The sequence below is a fragment of the Methylobacterium guangdongense genome, from assembly GCF_038442355.1.
Taxonomy (GTDB): domain Bacteria; phylum Pseudomonadota; class Alphaproteobacteria; order Rhizobiales; family Beijerinckiaceae; genus Methylobacterium; species Methylobacterium guangdongense.
Genome location: NZ_JBBXMX010000008.1, coordinates 164,404 through 181,405 on the forward strand (window position 1 = coordinate 164,404; position 17,002 = coordinate 181,405).

Annotated in this window: 16 protein-coding genes; 4 read left to right on the forward strand and 12 right to left on the reverse strand. The window is 69.9% G+C overall.

Going from position 1 to position 17,002, the window contains the following annotated elements:
* Positions 1–49: 49 nt before the first annotated feature.
* Positions 50–1,060, reverse strand: a complete 1,011-nt coding sequence (locus AAHG09_RS16960; protein WP_342108623.1) for an ABC transporter substrate-binding protein — start codon at positions 1,058–1,060, stop codon at positions 50–52.
* A 314-nt stretch (positions 1,061–1,374) separates the two neighbouring features.
* Between AAHG09_RS16960 and AAHG09_RS16965 the strand changes: the two genes are divergently transcribed.
* Positions 1,375–2,211: an IclR family transcriptional regulator gene (locus AAHG09_RS16965; RefSeq protein WP_342108624.1), complete on the forward strand. Its 837-nt coding sequence runs from the start codon at positions 1,375–1,377 to the stop codon at positions 2,209–2,211.
* A 162-nt stretch (positions 2,212–2,373) separates the two neighbouring features.
* Here the strand turns inward: AAHG09_RS16965 and AAHG09_RS16970 are convergent, their stop codons facing one another.
* Complete coding sequence (locus AAHG09_RS16970) at positions 2,374–2,631, reverse strand: hypothetical protein (protein WP_342108625.1); 258 nt, start codon at positions 2,629–2,631, stop codon at positions 2,374–2,376.
* Between the two features lie 336 nt (positions 2,632–2,967).
* On the reverse strand, positions 2,968–4,407 hold the full coding sequence (locus tag AAHG09_RS16975; protein ID WP_342108626.1) for a phosphatase PAP2 family protein: 1,440 nt from the start codon (positions 4,405–4,407) through the stop codon (positions 2,968–2,970).
* Positions 4,408–4,649: 242 nt separating this feature from the next.
* Here AAHG09_RS16975 and AAHG09_RS16980 point away from each other — a divergent pair, with 242 nt between their 5' ends.
* Positions 4,650–5,291, forward strand: coding sequence for a DUF47 domain-containing protein (locus AAHG09_RS16980; RefSeq protein WP_342108627.1), 642 nt, complete (start codon positions 4,650–4,652; stop codon positions 5,289–5,291).
* A gap of 17 nt (positions 5,292–5,308) precedes the next feature.
* Positions 5,309–6,298 (forward strand): inorganic phosphate transporter, encoded by a 990-nt coding sequence (locus AAHG09_RS16985; protein ID WP_342108628.1) that lies wholly within the window; start codon positions 5,309–5,311, stop codon positions 6,296–6,298.
* 330 nt (positions 6,299–6,628) lie between these two features.
* Here AAHG09_RS16985 and AAHG09_RS16990 read toward each other — a convergent pair whose 3' ends face one another.
* From AAHG09_RS16990 to ugpB, 4 genes are read right to left on the reverse strand one after another with little or no spacing between them, the layout of a single operon-like run.
* The gene (locus AAHG09_RS16990; protein ID WP_342108629.1) at positions 6,629–7,690 is read right to left on the reverse strand and encodes an ABC transporter ATP-binding protein; all 1,062 of its coding nucleotides are present in this window, start codon (positions 7,688–7,690) and stop codon (positions 6,629–6,631) included.
* On the reverse strand, positions 7,690–8,526 hold the full coding sequence (gene ugpE, locus AAHG09_RS16995; RefSeq protein WP_243999974.1) for a sn-glycerol-3-phosphate ABC transporter permease UgpE: 837 nt from the start codon (positions 8,524–8,526) through the stop codon (positions 7,690–7,692). The genes AAHG09_RS16990 and ugpE overlap by 1 nt, the downstream gene beginning before the upstream one ends.
* On the reverse strand, positions 8,523–9,404 hold the full coding sequence (locus AAHG09_RS17000; protein ID WP_342108630.1) for an ABC transporter permease subunit: 882 nt from the start codon (positions 9,402–9,404) through the stop codon (positions 8,523–8,525). The genes ugpE and AAHG09_RS17000 overlap by 4 nt, the downstream gene beginning before the upstream one ends.
* A 28-nt stretch (positions 9,405–9,432) precedes the next feature.
* A complete protein-coding gene (gene ugpB, locus AAHG09_RS17005; protein WP_342108631.1) occupies positions 9,433–10,776 on the reverse strand; it encodes a sn-glycerol-3-phosphate ABC transporter substrate-binding protein UgpB in 1,344 nt (447 codons plus the stop codon).
* Between the two features lie 475 nt (positions 10,777–11,251).
* Here ugpB and AAHG09_RS17010 point away from each other — a divergent pair, with 475 nt between their 5' ends.
* Entirely contained in the window at positions 11,252–11,512 is a 261-nt protein-coding gene (locus AAHG09_RS17010; protein WP_342108632.1) for a hypothetical protein, read from the forward strand.
* 23 nt (positions 11,513–11,535) lie between these two features.
* Here the strand turns inward: AAHG09_RS17010 and AAHG09_RS17015 are convergent, their stop codons facing one another.
* From AAHG09_RS17015 to AAHG09_RS17035, 5 genes are read right to left on the reverse strand one after another with little or no spacing between them, the layout of a single operon-like run.
* Positions 11,536–12,285, reverse strand: coding sequence for an aspartate/glutamate racemase family protein (locus tag AAHG09_RS17015; RefSeq protein WP_342108633.1), 750 nt, complete (start codon positions 12,283–12,285; stop codon positions 11,536–11,538).
* Positions 12,286–12,291: 6 nt separating this feature from the next.
* Entirely contained in the window at positions 12,292–13,833 is a 1,542-nt protein-coding gene (locus AAHG09_RS17020) for an amidohydrolase family protein (RefSeq protein WP_342108634.1), read from the reverse strand.
* A 28-nt stretch (positions 13,834–13,861) separates the two neighbouring features.
* Positions 13,862–14,668 carry an ABC transporter ATP-binding protein gene (locus AAHG09_RS17025; protein ID WP_342108635.1) on the reverse strand — a complete coding sequence of 269 codons (807 nt, stop codon included), beginning with the start codon at positions 14,666–14,668 and terminating at the stop codon, positions 13,862–13,864.
* Entirely contained in the window at positions 14,658–15,584 is a 927-nt protein-coding gene (locus tag AAHG09_RS17030; protein ID WP_342108636.1) for an ABC transporter permease, read from the reverse strand. The genes AAHG09_RS17025 and AAHG09_RS17030 overlap by 11 nt, the downstream gene beginning before the upstream one ends.
* Before the next feature lie 4 nt (positions 15,585–15,588).
* The gene (locus tag AAHG09_RS17035; protein WP_342108637.1) at positions 15,589–16,653 is read right to left on the reverse strand and encodes an ABC transporter substrate-binding protein; all 1,065 of its coding nucleotides are present in this window, start codon (positions 16,651–16,653) and stop codon (positions 15,589–15,591) included.
* Positions 16,654–17,002: the final 349 nt, after the last annotated feature.

Genomic DNA, 17,002 nt, shown 5'->3' on the forward strand with positions numbered 1-17,002 from the left:
GAACTCCGTAAGCGGCGGGATCGTGCGGGGGACGCCGGACCCGCGCCGCTCAGCTCCCGTCGCGGCCCTGCAGGCCGGGGAAGAAGATCTCCTGCCAGTCGCTCGGCACCTTCCGCAGGAAGCCCTGCGTCGCCATCGCCTTGGCGAGGTTGACCATGCCCTTCGGCGCCACGTCGTAGACGATGGACCCGTCCGTCAGGATCGCCTCGACCTGTGCCCGATCGATCTGCACCTGCTCGGACGCGAGGTAGATCGATGCCGCCCGCTTGGGGTCGCTGCGGATCAGCGCCACCGCATCCTCCATCCCGGCGCGGATCGCCTGCGCGACCTTCGGATTCGCGTCGATGAAGCCCTGCTTGGCGTTCAGGGTGGCGGCGGTGATGTCGCCGCTGCCGATCAGGCCGGTCGAGGTCATGATCGCCCGGATCTTGGGATCGGCCTGCAAAACCTGCGTGAAGGGCGGCGTCGCGAAGTAGCCGGCGATCCCCTGTCCAGCGCGCATCGCCGCGGTGGCGTCCGGATGGGGCAGGTTCACCATCAGCGCGTCGGCCTTGGCGGCGTCGCCGAGCTGCCGGGCCGCCGCGACCCGGAGCAGGATCGCCTGGGGCGAGTTGAAGGCCGGCACCGCGACCTTGTCGCCGAAGGTGAAATCCTTCAGCGCGGCGACCCCGTCCTTGCCGGTGAACAGGGTGTAGACGACCGAGCTCAGGGCGGTGAGGCTCTTGATCTGCTGGCGCCCGCGGGTCTTGTCCCAGGCGATCAGGGCCCCGGCCGAGCCGAGGGTGCCGAGCTCGACGCTGTCGGAGAGCAGCGCGTCGTTCATCGCGGTGGAGCCGCTGAAGCGGGTCAGCGTCACGGTCAGGCCGTCGAGTCCGGCTTCCTTCGCGCGCTTGTCGAACAGCCCTTCGCTCTGCGCGATCATCACCGGCAGGTAGACGAGGCCGTATTGCAGGCCGATGCGGACGGAGGTCGCCTCGGCCTTCACCGCCCCGCCGAGGGCCGGGAGCATCAGGGCGACGGCGAAGAGGCGCGCGGCGACGGCCGCGAGGCGGATCGGCATCGGCATTCCTCCCGTACAGGGCCGCGCTTGCCGCGCGGTCTCCTGGTGCCGGCCGGTCAGGCGAGGCCGGCACCGGGGCGAGTAGGGCAGAGCGCAGACCCGGCTTCAACCGTCATCGCGCATCTGCTGAAGAATATCACATGTGTGATAGGGTGAGCGGATCGCGCCGGATCTATACTGCCGCCGGCCGGCAGGGGCTCGCGCCGCACGTCAAGGAGGAGTCACGCCGGCGATGGGCCGCGATCACCATGGATCTGCGCGCGGACGAACAGGGTCGTTTCGGGCCGTGCGGTTTTCGGGACGGGACGTCCAGCATGCGTGAGCGCATCGGAGAGCGGGACGCCCCGTGGACGGACCTCACGGTCGGGGCCGATCCGGCCGGCGCCGATCTGAGCTTCGTGAAATCCGCCGGACGGGTGCTCCAGATCCTGGAGCTGTTCGACGAGATCCAGCGAGAGGCCCGGGTCTCCGAGATCGCCGGGCGGCTGAACCTCCCGCAATCCTCGACCTCCATGCTCCTGAAGAGCCTCGTGCGCCTCGGCTACCTCGATTACGACCCGGCGAGCCGCAGCTTCCTGCCGTCGCCCCGGGTGGCGCTCCTCGGCGCGTGGCTCGACAAGGGACCGGTGCGCGACGGCAGCCTCGTGCGCATGCTCGAGCACCTGTCGGAGCGCACCGGCGGCACGGTGATCCTTGCCGCGCGCAACGCGATCTTCTCGCAGTACGTCCACGTCCTGCAGGCGCGCACCGCCATGCGCTTCCACGTCCCGCCCGGGACGCGCCGCCTCGTCGTCTGGTCGGCGACCGGCACGGCGCTGCTCGCCGACAGCCCGGAGGCCGAGATCGGCCCGCTGGTCCGCCGCACCAACGCGGAGGCGCCACCCGAGCAGCCGCCGATCGCGCTCGCGGCAGTCCTGGCCAACCTCGCGCGGCTGCGGCGGGACGGGCATTTCTTCTCCCGCGGCCTCGTCACGCCGGGCGCCGGCTCGATCGCGGTCCCGCTGCCCAGGCGCATCGACGGCAAAGGCCGGCCGCTGGCGGTCGCCGTGTCCGGCCTGCTCGACGCCTTCGCGCGGCGGGAGGGGGAGATCGCCGCGATGATCCACGACGCGGTGGCGCGGTTCCTGCCCGAGGATCCCGCGCGGCCCTGAGGCCGGCGGCCGTCACGATCGCCGCACCCTCCGAAGCCCGCGCACGGCCGACGCCCCAGCGGAGCCGTCGTCACCGGGCTGCACCGCATGACGGGGACGCGGCAGGCACGTCGAGCGTGATGCCCCCGTGGGTGACCGCAATGCGTGTGACCGCGCGCGCGGTCACACGAGCCGGATCTCGCCGGGCTTGAGGCCGAGTTGCCGGGCGAGATCACGCGACAGGGCGCCAACCACCTCGACATCCGTGTCGTCCGTCGCCAGGGCGCGGACCTCGGTCAGGGCGGTCTCGACCGACGCGGCCAGCACGGCGTAGACGCGGACGGTCGCACGCTTCTGGTGCACGGCGATCAGGTACGCCGTGCGCTTTTCCTTCCGTCCGGGCGGTCCGGTGTCAGCGCCGTCCAGCGCGAACTTGGGCATCAAGCGTCTTCGTCATCGGGCTTCACCGCCGTCGCGGAGAGGATGCCCGCCGTCATCGGCGTCGGGGCCGCCCGCGCGACCGACATCCCAGCGGGTCCGGGCACGTCCGTTCTGGCCGCGGCCGGTCCGACGTGGCCGAGCGCCCGGGCCAGCGATGCGCGCGCAGCGGATTTCATTAGCCACCTTCGTTTCCAACGGCGTCTGACAACGAGCGGCTCGGCCAGCCGTTGCGGCGGATCCCGTGTGGACGTGACGAACGCCGATCCCTGACACCCCTCACGCCGATGATGCCGCTGGTCTTTGGCGGCCGGGACCAGACGCGCGGTGCGGGCCGGATCACCGGGTCCGCATTGTCGGCGATGCGCCTTCCGCCCCGGTCTTCGCTCGGGTGGCGGCCAGGGCCGCCGCGCGGCCCCCGGCCGCGTAGAGGTTGAGGCGCGCGTACACGCCGAAGCCTGAGCCGTCGTCCAGGAAGCCGCCGCCGGGGCCCTGGGTCTCGGTCAGGATGGCGTTGGCTTCGGCCAGCGTGAGCGCGGGAAACGCCGCGGTCAGGAGATGGCCGGCCTCCGGCGCGAGCGTGCCGACATCGTCCTTCGTGTCGGCCGTGTTCCGATGCACGACGGGCAGGCCGTAGGTCTGCGTGGCATTGTAGAGGGCCTCGTTGGCCGCCGGGTCCTTGAAGCGCCCGGTATCGGCCGCGGCGCAGGCCGCAACGGTGTCGCCGCAGGCGCCGCTGAGGGCGGCGGCGAGATCGGCCCGGGCCGCCTGGAGCGCCGCCGGATAGTCCGTGATGACGATCTCCTTGGTCGCTCCGTGGCTCATCCCGTTGAGGACGGCGGGGTTCTCGCGGGTCTGTCCCACATAGGCGGGATCGTTGGCCAGCAGATGGGCGACGGCGTGCAGGGCCGTGGCCCGGCCCCCGATCACATCCATCGCGTAGTGCGCCCCGACGACGATGCGGTTGTTGCCGTATTCGGCGGCTCGGGCGATCATCTGCTGGTACCGGTCGGGCACCAGGATCGCGAGGACCACCGCCTCGGTGTAGCCGTAGGTGGTGTGGCCGCTCGGGTACGAGGGGCTGTCGAACAGGTTCTGGTTGGGGCCGCGCAGCCAATCGAGGCTGTGCGAGGGGCGGCCGAAATAGTCCGCGCCGCGATAGGCGATCAGATGCGGCTCGGTCTGGAACGGGCGGGAATTGCCGAAGCTGTCGGCGCCCTGGCTGCCGGCCGGGCGTCCATAGGCCTTGCCGAACACATCGGTGACGCCGCCCTTGGCGGTGAGGATTGCGGTTGCCGCCTCGGAGACCGGAGTCTTGCCGTTCGTCGTCGCGTTGGCGAAGAAATATTTGCCCGCGTTCGAGTCCGATTTGGCGATGTTGTTCGTGTATCCGATGAAGTCGGCGACCGATTGGGATATGCTCGTGAAGGTCTTGGGGTCCTTGTACTGCGCCTTCTCCTGATAGGCGGCCGCGAGTTTCGATCCGAGGCCATCGGCCAGCTGGGTGGCATTGCCGTCGGTGATGAAGCAGTCGCGCAGCGCGAGCTTCTGCTGCTCCGGGAACGCCAGGAGGAGGGGCTGCCGGAGGGCGCCGCTCTGAATGTCGCCCGTGACCTTCAGGTTCGCGTCCAGGGCCGCCTGGCCCTCGGGCGCGTTGGGCAGCGCGGCAACCGGCGCGAGGCCGGTCAGGGCGGTGAGGTTGGGCGGAGATTGCGCCTGCGCGCCCAGCGGGACCAGCGTGAGGGCGACGATCAGAACGTGTCGGGCAAGTCTGCTCATGGGGTGAGCATAGCGTCGTTGTCTCGCCGGCGAATAGGGTCGCCTGCACGCCATCCGCCGATCTCCGGTTGATTGCGACGCGATCGGTGGAAATCGCACGCCGCATCGGCGTCCGAACCCTAGCCGGCTGCAGATCCGCCCTTACGTTGGCTGTCTGAGACCGCGAAAACGGATTGTCGTTGCGGGCGGCCGAGAACGAACACGGTCGCAGGGGCGATCACACCGCAACACCGGGGCTTCGCATGCTGGGTTGGTTTCGCGCGCTCATGCCGAAGGAGGATCGCTTCTTCGACCTGTTCGAGCGCCATGCCGCCACGCTCGTGGACGGCGCGGCCGCGCTGCGGGCGCTCCTCGACGGGACGCAGGAGGTGGCGCTGGCCTGCCGCGCGATCGCCGAGCATGAGGACAAGGCCGACGTGATCACCCGGGACGCCCTGCTGGCGGTCCGCAGAACCTTCATCACGCCCTTCGACCGCGGCGACATCCAGGCCCTGGTGACCGCCCTCGACGACGCCATCGACCAGATGCTCAAGACCGCCAAGGCCGTCCAGCTGTTCGAGGTGACGACCTTCGAGCCGGCGATGCGCGAGATGGGCGGCGTGATCCAGGAGGCGGCCTCCGTGGTCGCCGAAGCCCTCCCGAAATTGCGGTCGCTGGGCGAGAACGCCACCGACCTGAACACCCTCACCGAGCGCGTCATCCAGCTGGAGGGCCGTGCCGACGACCTGCACAATGCCGGTCTGAAGGCGCTGTTCAAGGCCTCCCGGCAGGAGCCGATGGCCTTCCTGGTCGGGTCCGAACTCTACGACAGCCTGGAGAAGGTCATGGATCGGTTCGAGGACGTGGCGAACCAGATCAGCAGCATCCTCGTCGAGCACGTCTGAGCCGACGGGTCGCGCGCGTGACGCTCCTGATCCTCCTCATCGCCGTCGCCCTGCTGTTCGACTTCCTGAACGGGCTGCACGACGCCGCGAACTCGATCGCCACCATCGTGTCCACCCGGGTGCTGGCGCCCCGCTACGCCGTGTTCTGGGCGGCGTTCTTCAACTTCGTGGCCTTCCTGGTCTTCGGGCTGCACGTCGCCGGCACGGTGGGGTCCGGGATCATCGACGTCACGGTCGTGAACGACCGGGTGATCCTGGGCGCCCTCGGCGGCGCGATCACCTGGAACCTGCTCACGTGGTATGCCGGCATCCCGTCCTCCAGCTCCCACGCCCTGATCGGCGGTCTCCTGGGGGCCGGCATCGCGAAGGCCGGGTTCGGCGCCATCGTCTGGCCGGGCGTGATCACCACGAGCGCCGCCATCGTGCTGTCCCCGGCGCTGGGCTTCGCGCTCGCGCTGCTGCTCGTGCTCGGCGTGTCGTGGATCTTCGTGCGCTCCACGCCGATGGCCGTGGACGGGCTGTTCCGCAACCTGCAATTCGTGTCGGCCTCGCTCTACTCGCTGGGGCACGGCGGCAACGACGCGCAGAAGACCATGGGCATCATCGCGGTGCTGCTCTACGCCCACGGCGCGGAAAGCGGCGGGTTCCACGTGCCGCTGTGGGTGGTGCTGTCCTGCCAGACCGCGATGGCGCTCGGCACGCTGCTGGGCGGCTGGCGCATCGTGCACACGATGGGTTCGAAGATCACGCGGCTGACGCCCATGCAGGGCTTCTGCGCCGAGACCGGCGGTGCCCTGACCCTGTTCGCCGCCACGGCGTTCGGGATCCCGGTCTCGACCACGCACACGATCACCGGGGCGATCGTCGGCGTCGGCGCGGCGCGGCGGGTCTCGGCGGTCCGCTGGAACGTCGCCCAGGGCATCGTGGTCGCCTGGGTGGTCACGATGCCGGCCGCCGCCCTCGTCGCGGCCCTGATCTACGGCGTCGCCGGCCTCGTGTTGCCCTAGCGGGTTTCGCAAAAGTGGCCGCCGGGTTTGCGACGAAAACCTGCGATCAACCAAGGACCTAAGCGGATGAAGCGGGTCTGCCCACAGGATACGACAGCATCCCGCGGCACGTCATCGAGCGATCCCACCCGATCCCCTCATCCTGAGGTGCCGAAGCGCAGCGCAGGCCTCGAAGGAGCCCTCCAAGGATCGCGCGGCTGGCTGGAGCCCTCCTTCGAGGCTCGCTGCGCGCGCACCTCAGGATGAGGTGGAGGGTTGGACGGCTGGGAGGCTTCCGGTCCTGTGTGGTGTACCGTGGGTCTGCCAACGCAAATCTGCTTCGGCTGGCCCTCAGGTCTCCATCCGCAGGCCGGTCGCCTGGTCGAAGACGTGGAGATGCGCGGCGGGGAACGCGACCCGGATGGTGTCGCCCACCGGAGCGCCGTTCGCGAGCTTGAGCGTCAGCGCCGCGTCGCCCGGACGGCCGGCATGGACCAGCATCTCGGACCCGAGCAGTTCCACCACCTCGACCGGCCACGCCATGCCCGACGCGTCGGGCACGACATGTTCCGGGCGGATGCCCAGGACCACGGGGAACCCGTCGGGACGGTCGAACCGCCGGGTTCCGAGGTCGATGTCGGTGCCCGCGACCGTCACCATCGTGCCGTTCCGCCCGAGCCGGCCGGGCAGCAGGTTCATCGCGGGCGAGCCGATGAACCCCGCCACGTAGGTGTCGGCGGGGCGCTCGAAGACCTCGGTCGGCGTCGCCAGTTGCACCGGCACGCCCTGGTGCATCACGAGCAGCCGGTCGCCCAGCGTCATCGCCTCGACCTGATCGTGCGTGACGTAGAGGCTCGTGACCTTCAGCCGGCGCTGGAGGCGGCGGATCTCGCCGCGCATCTGCACCCGCAGCTTGGCGTCGAGATTCGACAGGGGCTCGTCGAACAGGAACAGCTTCGGATCGCGGACGATGGCGCGTCCCATGGCGACCCGCTGGCGCTGGCCGCCGGACAGCTGACGCGGCTTGCGCGCGAGCAGCGCCTCCAGGCCCAGCAGGGACGAGGCCGCATCGACCTTGGCGCGGATCTCGGCCCGGGGCAGGCCGCGGATCTTCAGCCCGTACGCCATGTTGTCGAACACGCTCATGTGCGGATAGAGCGCGTAGTTCTGGAACACCATGGCGATGTCGCGCGCCGACGGGTCGAGATCCGTGACGTCGCGCCCGTCGATCAGGACGCGCCCGGTGGTGGGCGTCTCCAAGCCCGCCACGATGCGCAGCAGGGTGGATTTTCCGCAGCCCGACGCGCCGACGATCACCAGCATCTCGCCGTCCGCCAGGGCGAGGTCGACCCCCTTCAGGATCTCGGTGCTGCCGAAGCTCTTGCGCAGGCCGTCGAGTTCCAGGCCCGCCATCACTTGTCGCCCTCCGTCAGGCCCTTCACGAACCACCGCTGCATCAGGAGCACCACCGCCACCGGGGGGATCAGCGCCAGCACCGCCGTCGCCATGACCTTGTTCCATTCGGTGGCGGTGTCGACGCCGATCATCTTCACGATGCTGATCACCACCGTGTCGAGCTTGGGATCGGTCGCGACGAGCAGCGGCCACAGGTACTGGTTCCAGCCGTAGACGAACAGGATCACGAACAGGGCCGCGATGTTGGCGCCCGAGACCGGGATCAGGATGTCCCGCAGGAAGCGCAGGGGGCCGGCCCCGTCGATCCGCGCCGCCTCGACGAGCTCGTCCGGGACGGCGAGGAAGGTCTGACGGAACAGCAGCGTCGCCGTCGCGGAGGCGATCAGGGGAATCGTCAGCCCCGTGAAGCTGTTGATCAGATCGAGCGACGACATGACCTGGAAGGTCGGGATCAGCCGCACCTCGACCGGCAGCATCAGGGTCAGGAAGATCAGCCAGAAGGCCGCCATGCGGAACGGGAAGCGGAAGAAGGTGACCGCGTAGGCCGAGGGCAGCGACAGGGCGATCTTGCCGAACGCGATGGCGAGCGCCATCCCGGCCGAGACCAGCAGCGCCCGCCAGACCGGCCCGGCCCCGGCCGACCCGTCCATCAGCACGTCGCGGTAGACCCCGAGGCCGGAGAGGTTCGGGACGAGCGAGACCTCGCCGCGGGCGATCACGGCCGAATCCTGGGTCGAGCCGGCGATCGCGATCCAGATCGGCAGGGCGAAGAGCAGGATCGCCAGGATCAGGACGGCGTGGGGAATGAGATTCAGCGCTCTCCGGGACATCAGGTGACGGCCTTCCGCCCGAGGAACCGGAACTGCAGGGCGCAGAGGACGATGACGCCGGCCATCAGCACCACGGACTGCGCCGAGGACGCGCCGACATTCGCGTTGACGACGCCGTCGAGATAGACCTTGAGGACGAGCGTCTGGGTCGACTGGCCCGGCCCGCCGCCGTTCACCGCGTAGACCGTCGCGAAGGTGTCGAAGGCCGCGTAGACGAGATCGACGACGAGCAGGAAGTAGACCGTCGGCATCAGCAGCGGCAGGATGATGGTGCGGAACCGGCGCAGGCCCCGGGCGCCGTCGATCCGGGCCGCCTCGATGATCGTCTTGGGGATGGCCTGGAGGCCCGCCAGGAAGAAGATGAAGTTGTAGCTGATCTGCTTCCAGGCGGCGGCCAGGATTACCAGCGCCATGGCCTGGGTGCCGTCGAGCTTGTAGTCCCAGGCGATCCCGATCCGGTTCAGCCACGCGCCGACGAGGCCGATCTGCGGGTGGAACATCAGCACCCACAGCACCGCCGCCATGGCGGGCGCCACCGCGTAGGGCCAGATCAGCATCGTGCGGTAGAAGGCGCGGCCGCGGATCTCGGTATCGGCCAGGACGGCGAGCACCAGCGCCACGCCCATCGAGAGAGCGGTCACGCAGGCGCAGAACACCACCGTCCGCCCGATCGCCGCGAGGTAGAGCGGATCCGCGAACAGGTCGGTGAAGTTGTCAAGCCCGACGAATTCCGTGCTGGTGCCGAAGGCGTCCTCGCGCTCCAGGCTCGACCGGATCGCCTGGACGGCCGGCCACAGGAAGAACACCACCGTCAGCACCAGCTGCGGCAGGATCAGCAGGGCCGGCAGCAGCCGGCCCGGGAACAGCGTCCGTCGTTCCATGCTCGGGGAAGCCTTCCGGTCCGCCGCGTCAGCCGCGCGCGGATTTCTGGAAGTCGCGCAGCACGCGGTTGCCGCGCGCGGTGGCGCTGTCCATCGCGGCCTGCGCGGTCTGCTGGCCCTGGAGCGCCTTCTCGATCTCCTCGTAGAGGATCGCGCGGATCTCCGGCAGGCGACCGAGGCGCAGGCCGCGCGAGTTCGGGGTCAGCTCCCCGCGGGAGAGCTGCCGCGCCGGCACGTCGGTGCCGGGGTTCTTGTCGAAATAGCCCGCCTGCTTGGTGGCCTCGTAGCCCGCGAGCGTCACCGGGACGTAGCCGGTGTTCTGGGCGTAGAGGGCGACCTGCTCGGGCTTCGCGATGAAGGCGTAGAAGGCCGCGACGCCCTTGTACTCGGCCTCGGTGCGCTTCGGCGCCGTCATCGCCCAGAGGCTGGCGCCGCCGATGATCGAGTTGTTCGGCCGCGGGTTCAGGGCCGGCTCGGTCGGCAGGAAGGCTTCGGCGTAGCGGAACTTGGCGTTCTTGACGATGTCGGCACGGCCCGAGGACGAGCCGAACCCGATCGCGGCCTGGCCGGAATAGAAGACCGCGTCCGGCGCGCCGTCGCGGCCGGTATACTTGAAGGCGCCGTCCTTCGACAGGTCGAGGAAGCGCTGGAGCTGGTCGACGAAGGGCTTCGTGTTGATGAGTAGTTCCGCGCCGAGCCCGTCATAGCCGTCGTTCTCGGTGGCGTAGGCGAGGTTCTGGATCGCGGCGTATTCCTCGAACTGGATCCAGGTCATCCAGGCCGACGTGCTCGCGATCGGCGTGGGCGCCTTCGACGCGAGGGTGCGGGCCGCCTTGGCGTAGTCGTCGTAGGTGGCCGGCGGCGTGTCGGGATCGAGCCCCGCCTTCTCGAAGGCGTCGCGGTTGTACCACATCACCGCGGTCGAGGAGTTGAACGGCATCGAGGCGAGCTTGCCGTCCGGCAGGCTGTAATAGCCGCGCACGCCGGGGATGTAGGCCTTGGGATCGAGGTCGAATCCGGTCTCCTCCGCGAGCTTCCAGGCCTGCTTGATGGCGGGGCCGGCCTGCAGCATCGTGCCCGTGCCGACCTCGAAGATCTGGACGATGTGCGGCGCCTTGCCGGCCCGGTAGGCGGCGATCGCCGCCGTCAGCGTCTCCGGGTAGGAGCCCTTGTAGACCGCCTCCAGCGTGACCTCGGATTGGCTCGCGTTGAAGGCGCGCGTCAGCCGCTCGACCTCCTCGCCGTTCGCGCCCGACATCGCGTGCCAGAGCACGATGGGGGTCCTGTCGCCGGCCGCGGTGGAGATTGACGGGCGAAGCGCAGTCCACGCGGCGAGACCGCCGACGCCGGCCAACAGGACGCGACGATCCATCCAAAATCCTCCCACTGGCGGAATCGACGACCCGTTGACGTCGGGCTTGCGACGAGATCCCGCGAAAGCATCGGTATCCGAGGACACGATGCTCTTTCTTCCATCATGCACGGACGTGACGGTGGAATAAAGCAGCCGGCGAAAGGACGCACTAGCCCGACCCCCACCGTGAAACTTTTATCCCCGTCCTGAAACGGCGAGGAACGACCCCGCGGCCAGCGCCGCGCTGCTGGCCGATGCCCGCGTCGCCGCGATCGTCTGGAACGGCACGGCGGGCGCGTGGCTCGGCTTCAGCGAACGATACGGCCCTGTCCGCGGCGATCACGCAGCGGACCGGCGTGCCGGCCGCGACCTCGGCGCTGGCCTTCCGCGACCTGTTCCAGCGGCGCGGGATCCGGCGTGTCGGGCTGGTGACGCCCTACACGGGGAACGTCCAGGCGCGGATCCAGGCGAACTGGCAGGCCGACGGACTCGCTTGCTCGGCCGAGCGGCATCTCGGCCTGTCGGAGAATTTTTCCTTCGCGGCGGCCTCGGCGCCCGCGCCGTCGCCGCCGCCGAGGCCGCCGCCATCGTCTGCACCAACCTCGCGGGCGCCGCCCTGGCGCCCGCCCTGGAGGCGGAGCTCGGGATCCCGGTCTACGATTCCGTCGCCGTCAGCCTCTGGAAGGCGATGGACCTCGCCGGGCTGGATCCTGCGGCGATCACCGGCTGGGGCAGCGTGTTCGCGGGCGCCTGACGCGGCGCCTGACGCGGCGTCTGTCAGGCGTCGTCCCGCTCGATCCAGCGCCGCAGGGCCGGGGCGAGGCCGGTGGCGGGCTTGGCCGGCGGCCGGGCGAAGCGGCCTGCCCGCGCGGGCCGCGCGCCGAGCCGGACCAGGGCCTGCGCCTGGCCGAGGGCGGCTGCCAGCGGATCGACCAGCGGCACCGGCACCGCATCGCCGATCCGGGCGGCGAGGCCGGTGAGGGGAGCCCCGGCCAGGATCACCGCGTCGGCCCCGTCCTCGGTGACGGCCCGGTTGGCCAGGGCGACGATCTCGGCCTCCAGCTCGTGCTGCACCTCTGTGACCGAGCGGAAGCCCGCCGCCACCGCGCGGACGCAGGCGCACCGGGCCGACAGGCCGGCGAGGGCGACCGCGTCCTCGTACCAGGGTAACAGCGTGCCCGAGAAGGTCACGATGCCGAAACGCTGGCCGAGCTGGCAGGCGGTAAGCATCGCCGCCTCGGCCATGCCGACCACCGGCAGGTCGAACAGCTCCCGCGCCGCGGTCAGCCCGGGATCGCCGAAGGCCGCGATGATGGCGGCGTCGAAGCCGGCCTGATGCTCGGCCAGGGTCTCCAGCACGGCGGCGCCCGCGAGCTGCGCCTCCGCGCGGCTCGCGATGTAGGGCAGGCCCCGGGCGGCCGTGAGCGCCGTGAGCACCGCGTCGGGGGCGAGCGCCGCGGCGGCGGCGGCCTCCATCCGCGCCGTCATGGCGGCCGAGGTGTTCGGGTTGAGGAGGAGGAGCCGCACGTCTGCTCAGACGCGCGAGCTCGGGCGGTAGAACGGCTCGTGCCGCGACGGGTCGATGTAGTCGGCGTAGAAGCGTTTCGCGTGCGGCAGCAGCGCCTTGGAGAGCTGGCGGCGCTCGACCTCGTCGTCCGAGAGCGCCCGCGACAGGTCGTCGTGCAGCGCCTTCAGGGCGGCGTCCCGGTCGACCCGGGTGAAGCGCCCGTCGGCGTAGAGCACCTCGCCCTCGCACAGCACCGTGGTGACGCCGCCGGTCTTGGCCCGCTGGATCACCGCGTCGAGGAGCGGCGTCTCCGGGTCGAGATACGGGTAGGCGATCTGGTCCCAGTCGATCAGGACCATGTCGGCGCCCTTGCCGACCTCGATCGTGCCCAGGCTGTCGCCGTAGGGCGTGGTGCGGGCGCCGCCGACGGTCGCCATCCGCAGCACCTGCGCCATGCTCGGCACCTCGGCCTCGTCCATGCCGGGCACCCGGTGGGCGCGCAGCACGAGGCGCATCTCCTGCAGCATGTCGCGGTCGTCGTTGATGCCGGCCTCGTCGAGGCCGATCGCCGTGTTGATGCCCTTCGCCTCGAACCGGTTGAGCGCCGCCACGCCGGAGCGCAGCCGGAAGTTCGAGGAACAGTTGTGGCAGATGCAGGTGCCGGTCGCCGCGACCCGGTCGATGTCGGATTCGTTGAGCCAGACCCCGTGGCCGAGGGTCAGGCGGGGGCCGAGCATGCCGAACCGGTCGAGGTACTCGACCGCGGTGCCGCCGCCGCGCTTCTCCGCATAGGCCTTCTGGTAGGCGGTCTCCACGAGGTGCATGTGCATCGGCACGTCGTAGGATTCCGACAGGCCGGCCAAGCCTTCGAGGGCCGCGTCCGAGCACCAGTGCAGGTTGGCGGGCGCAAGCTGGATCTTGGCCCGGCTGGCGCCCTCCTGGCCGCTGTGCAGGCTGCGGAACAGGGAGAAATTGTCCTCCAGGGACATCTGGAAGCGCTCGAACCAGCGCTTCATCGGGTCCTGCAGCGGGGCCGGCAGGCTCGCCACGAAGTCCCTGTCGGCCTGGTAGACGAGGCGGTTCTGGTCGCGGACCGCGAAGCAGTACGAGACCCGCATGCCGATGTCGCGATAGGCGCGCAGCACCTCGTTGGAGCGTGCCTCGACCTCCTCCAGGCTGCCGGGCATCCAGCCGTGGATATGCTGGACCGTGGTGATCCCGGAGCCGACCATCTCGAAGGCCGAGTACAGGGTGTCGAGGTAGAGGTTCAGGTTGCGCGCCACCATCCGGGTGACGAACCACAGTTCCAGCGGCATGTCGGGGGAGCCGAGCTGCACCGGCGTCAGGCCGACATGGTGGTGGCCGTTGACGAAGCCCGGCAGCAGGATCTCGCGGCCCGAGCCGATCACCGGGGCGTCGGGGTAGCGGGCGTGCAGGTCCGCGTAGGTGCCGACCGCCGCGATGAGCCCGTCCTTCTGGAGCACCGCGCCGTCGGCGATCTCCTCCCAGCGGTCGTGGTCGAGGGTGCGGGTGATCATCCGCCGGCTGCGGATCAGCGATGTGGCCATGGTTGGGTCCATCTTGATTGGGAAAGGGTCAGACGAGCGCTTCCTGCTCGGCGAAGGCCCGGTCGACCTCGTCGCGCAGGAGTTCCGTCAGTTGCCGCCGCATCGCCTCGGCCTCGGGCGAGAACGGGTCGCGTGGGCGGGGCAGGTCGTTGCGGACGATCGTCTTGATCCGCCCCGGTCGCGCGGTGAACACCACCACCCGGTCGGCGAGCGCCACCGCCTCGTCGATGTGGTGGGTCACGAACAGCACCGAGGCGCCGCTGTCGCGCCAGACGTCGAGCAGGAAGTCCTGCATCTTCTGGCGGGTCTGAACGTCGAGCGCCGCGAAGGGCTCGTCCATCAGCAGGACCTTGGGGCGCATGGCGAGCGCCCGCGCTACGGCCACGCGCTGGCGCATGCCGCCCGACAATTCGTCCGGCCGCTTGTCGAAGGCCTCGGCGAGGCCGACCCGCTGGAGCGCCGCCCGGGCGACGCTCCGGCGCTCGGCCTCCGGCACGCCCTTCAGCGACAGGCCGAAGCTGACATTCTGCCAGACGCTGAGCCAGGGCAGCAGCGAGGTCTCCTGGAAGATCAGGCTGCGCTCCGGCGACGGCCCGGTGACGGTCTCGCCGAAGGCCAGGAGTTCGCCCCCGGAGGCGGGTTCGAGCCCGGCGATCAGGTAGAGCAGCGTGCTCTTCCCGCAGCCCGAGGGGCCGAGGAACACCACGAACTCGCCGGGCCGCACGGTGAGGTCGATGTCGCGCAGGGCCTCGTGGGCGCGGGCGGTGCCGGCCGCCCAGACCTTGGCGACGCCGCGGCACGAGACGGCGTCGTCGGAGCTGAGATCAAAGGCCAAGGGCGGCCCCCGTGTCGCGCGGAAGCCAGTACAGCAGCCGCCGCTGGACCACCCGGAACAGCAGGTCGAAGGCGAAGCCGAGCAGGCCGATCAGCGTGAGGGTGAAGAACACGAGCGACGGGTTGAAGGTGTTGCGCGCCAGCATGATCACCTGGCCGAGCCCGTAGCCGACGCCGGTCGCCTCGGCGACGAGCACCACCATCCAGGCGCCGAACAGGTTGAGGCGCAGCACCGCGAGGAGCCCCGGCAGGATCGCCGGCACGATCACCCGGGCGTAGATCTGCCGCTTCGACGCGCCCATGGTCCGGGCGACGTTGATGTAGTTCCGGTTGACCCCGTCGATCTGCTGGATGGTCGAGAGCACCATCGTGAAGAACAAGGCGATGAATACCATGAAGATTGCCGGGGCGTTGCCGATCCCGAACATGAAGATCGCCACCGGCAGCCACGCGATCGGCGAGACCGGCGCCAGGAGCGTGATCGTCGGCAGGGTCAGCCGCTCGACCAGCACGACGTAGCGGATCGCCACGCCGACCAGGATCGACAGGGTGGCGGCCAGGGCCAGGCCCGCCAGCACCCGGCCCGTGGAGGCGAGCACGGTGATCAGCACCGCCATGGCGGGGCTCGGCCCGGCATTCATCCCGGTGCCGATCTGCCAGCGCTGCGCGGTGTTGAAGAAGCGCGCCTGCTCGGCGAGGTTGCCGAGGAAGATGTGCGGCGGCGGCAGCAGCTTGGCATCGGCGATGCCGAACGCCCAGAGCAGCTCCCAGAGGCCGGCGAAGCAGCCGACCGAGACCAGCATCCAGCCGGTCCGCTGCAGGAGCGGGACGAACCCTTCGGGCAGCGCGAGGCGCTGACCGAAGGGCGCGCGCGGCCGGACGTGCGGGACGGCGGCGCGGGCGAGATCGACGGCCATCCGCTCAGGCCGACTTCAGCTTGAGCTTGCCGTAGAGATCCGGGTTCTCGGCGATGACCTGTTCCAGAAGGGTCCAGTCGATCGCGTCGCGGCCGGGCTTCTTCTTGATGTAGCCCATCTCGGCGACGGAATCGGTCCGGTCGAGGATGAACTGCGTCTGGTTGCGGGCGTCCACCACCGAGGGCTGCCGGCCCATGGCGAGCTGGGCGTTGCTCATCGAGGTCTTGTAGTAGGAGCCGACGAGCTTGTTCAGGGCGGCCTGGGGGTCGCCCTCGGCCAGGGCCTGCGCCTTCATCATGCCCTTGATCAGGGCCTTCACGGCGCCCGGGTTCTTGGCGATCAGCTCGTTGCGGACCGCCAGCACGCAGTCGGTGTAGCCCTTGCCGTAGATGTCGGTGCCGTCGGAGAGCTTCACCGCGCCCTTCACGTCGGTGAGGAGCGCCGTGCCGTAGGGCTCAATCGTCGCGATGATGTCGAGCGCCCCGGCGCGGAACGCCTCCACGGCCTCCGGGGTCGAGCCCATGTAGCGGACCGTGATGTCCTTGAAGGCGACGCCGTTCTTCTTCAGCCAGTCGTAGGGCAGCACCTCCAGCGTATCGAGCTGGAAGGTGCCGAGCGTCTTGCCCTTGAGCTTCTCCGGGCTGTCGAGGCCGGGCTGGGCCACGAGCACGCAGCCCTCGATGCCGCCGCCGGCCACGATCTTCACCGGGGCGCCCGCGTCGTAGAGCGCCATGAAGCTCGTATAGGGCATCACGCCGGCATCGACCTGGCCCATGCCGAGGAAGGTGACCTGATCCGAGAAGGTCGGGGTATTCACGAAGTCGATCGTCAGCCCGTCATCCTTGGCGAGCTGCATCGCCTCGGCCAGGAAGAAGTTCAGGTTGCAGAAGCCGGTGCCGTGGGTCGCCCGGATGTCGGTGGCGGCCGCGGCCCGGCCGATCATGCCGGGTCCCACCGCGAAGGTGAGGGCGGCGGCGGTGCCGCCGAGGAAGCGCCTGCGGCTGGGCTTGAACCGCGAGAAGGCGGGCGTGAAATCGGGAACGCGATAATCGCCGTGACGGTCGCACATATCGGCTCTCCTCGGGAGGCGGATGTCGGGTCTTGCGGGCGGTGCGCGCCGGTTCCGGCCGAGCGCGCGGAGATGTCTGGCTTGGGGCCGTGTCAGGTCGGTCGATGAGATCCGGCCATCCGGCACCTCATGGTCTCGACGGCACGCCAACCTGGAGCTGTCGCCAGGGGGCGACGCTGCGCTGGTGGGATGCTCACAAGAAGCGTGCCAGAAGGGCCGCGATGTCCGGTTGAGCCGCATCCGGCGACGTGGCCCCGCCAGCGCGTCACCGTCTTCCTCGCTGGAAGACAGTCGCTCGCTCGGGATCCGGCGGATGGACGCGTATCCGGAACGTCAATTTTGACGTTCC

What these genes read in the sequence shown, in the direction of transcription:
- AAHG09_RS16960 (WP_342108623.1), bottom strand. Translation starts at nt 1,060, where the DNA reads ATGCCGATCCGCCTCGCGGCCGTCGCCGCGCGCCTCTTCGCCGTCGCC.
- AAHG09_RS16965 (WP_342108624.1), top strand. Translation starts at nt 1,375, where the DNA reads ATGCGTGAGCGCATCGGAGAGCGGGACGCCCCGTGGACGGACCTCACG.
- AAHG09_RS16970 (WP_342108625.1), bottom strand. Translation starts at nt 2,631, where the DNA reads ATGCCCAAGTTCGCGCTGGACGGCGCTGACACCGGACCGCCCGGACGG.
- AAHG09_RS16975 (WP_342108626.1), bottom strand. Translation starts at nt 4,407, where the DNA reads ATGAGCAGACTTGCCCGACACGTTCTGATCGTCGCCCTCACGCTGGTC.
- AAHG09_RS16980 (WP_342108627.1), top strand. Translation starts at nt 4,650, where the DNA reads ATGCTGGGTTGGTTTCGCGCGCTCATGCCGAAGGAGGATCGCTTCTTC.
- AAHG09_RS16990 (WP_342108629.1), bottom strand. Translation starts at nt 7,690, where the DNA reads ATGGCGGGCCTGGAACTCGACGGCCTGCGCAAGAGCTTCGGCAGCACC.
- AAHG09_RS17000 (WP_342108630.1), bottom strand. Translation starts at nt 9,404, where the DNA reads ATGGAACGACGGACGCTGTTCCCGGGCCGGCTGCTGCCGGCCCTGCTG.
- ugpB (WP_342108631.1), bottom strand. Translation starts at nt 10,776, where the DNA reads ATGGATCGTCGCGTCCTGTTGGCCGGCGTCGGCGGTCTCGCCGCGTGG.
- AAHG09_RS17020 (WP_342108634.1), bottom strand. Translation starts at nt 13,833, where the DNA reads ATGGCCACATCGCTGATCCGCAGCCGGCGGATGATCACCCGCACCCTC.
- AAHG09_RS17030 (WP_342108636.1), bottom strand. Translation starts at nt 15,584, where the DNA reads ATGGCCGTCGATCTCGCCCGCGCCGCCGTCCCGCACGTCCGGCCGCGC.
- AAHG09_RS17035 (WP_342108637.1), bottom strand. Translation starts at nt 16,653, where the DNA reads ATGTGCGACCGTCACGGCGATTATCGCGTTCCCGATTTCACGCCCGCC.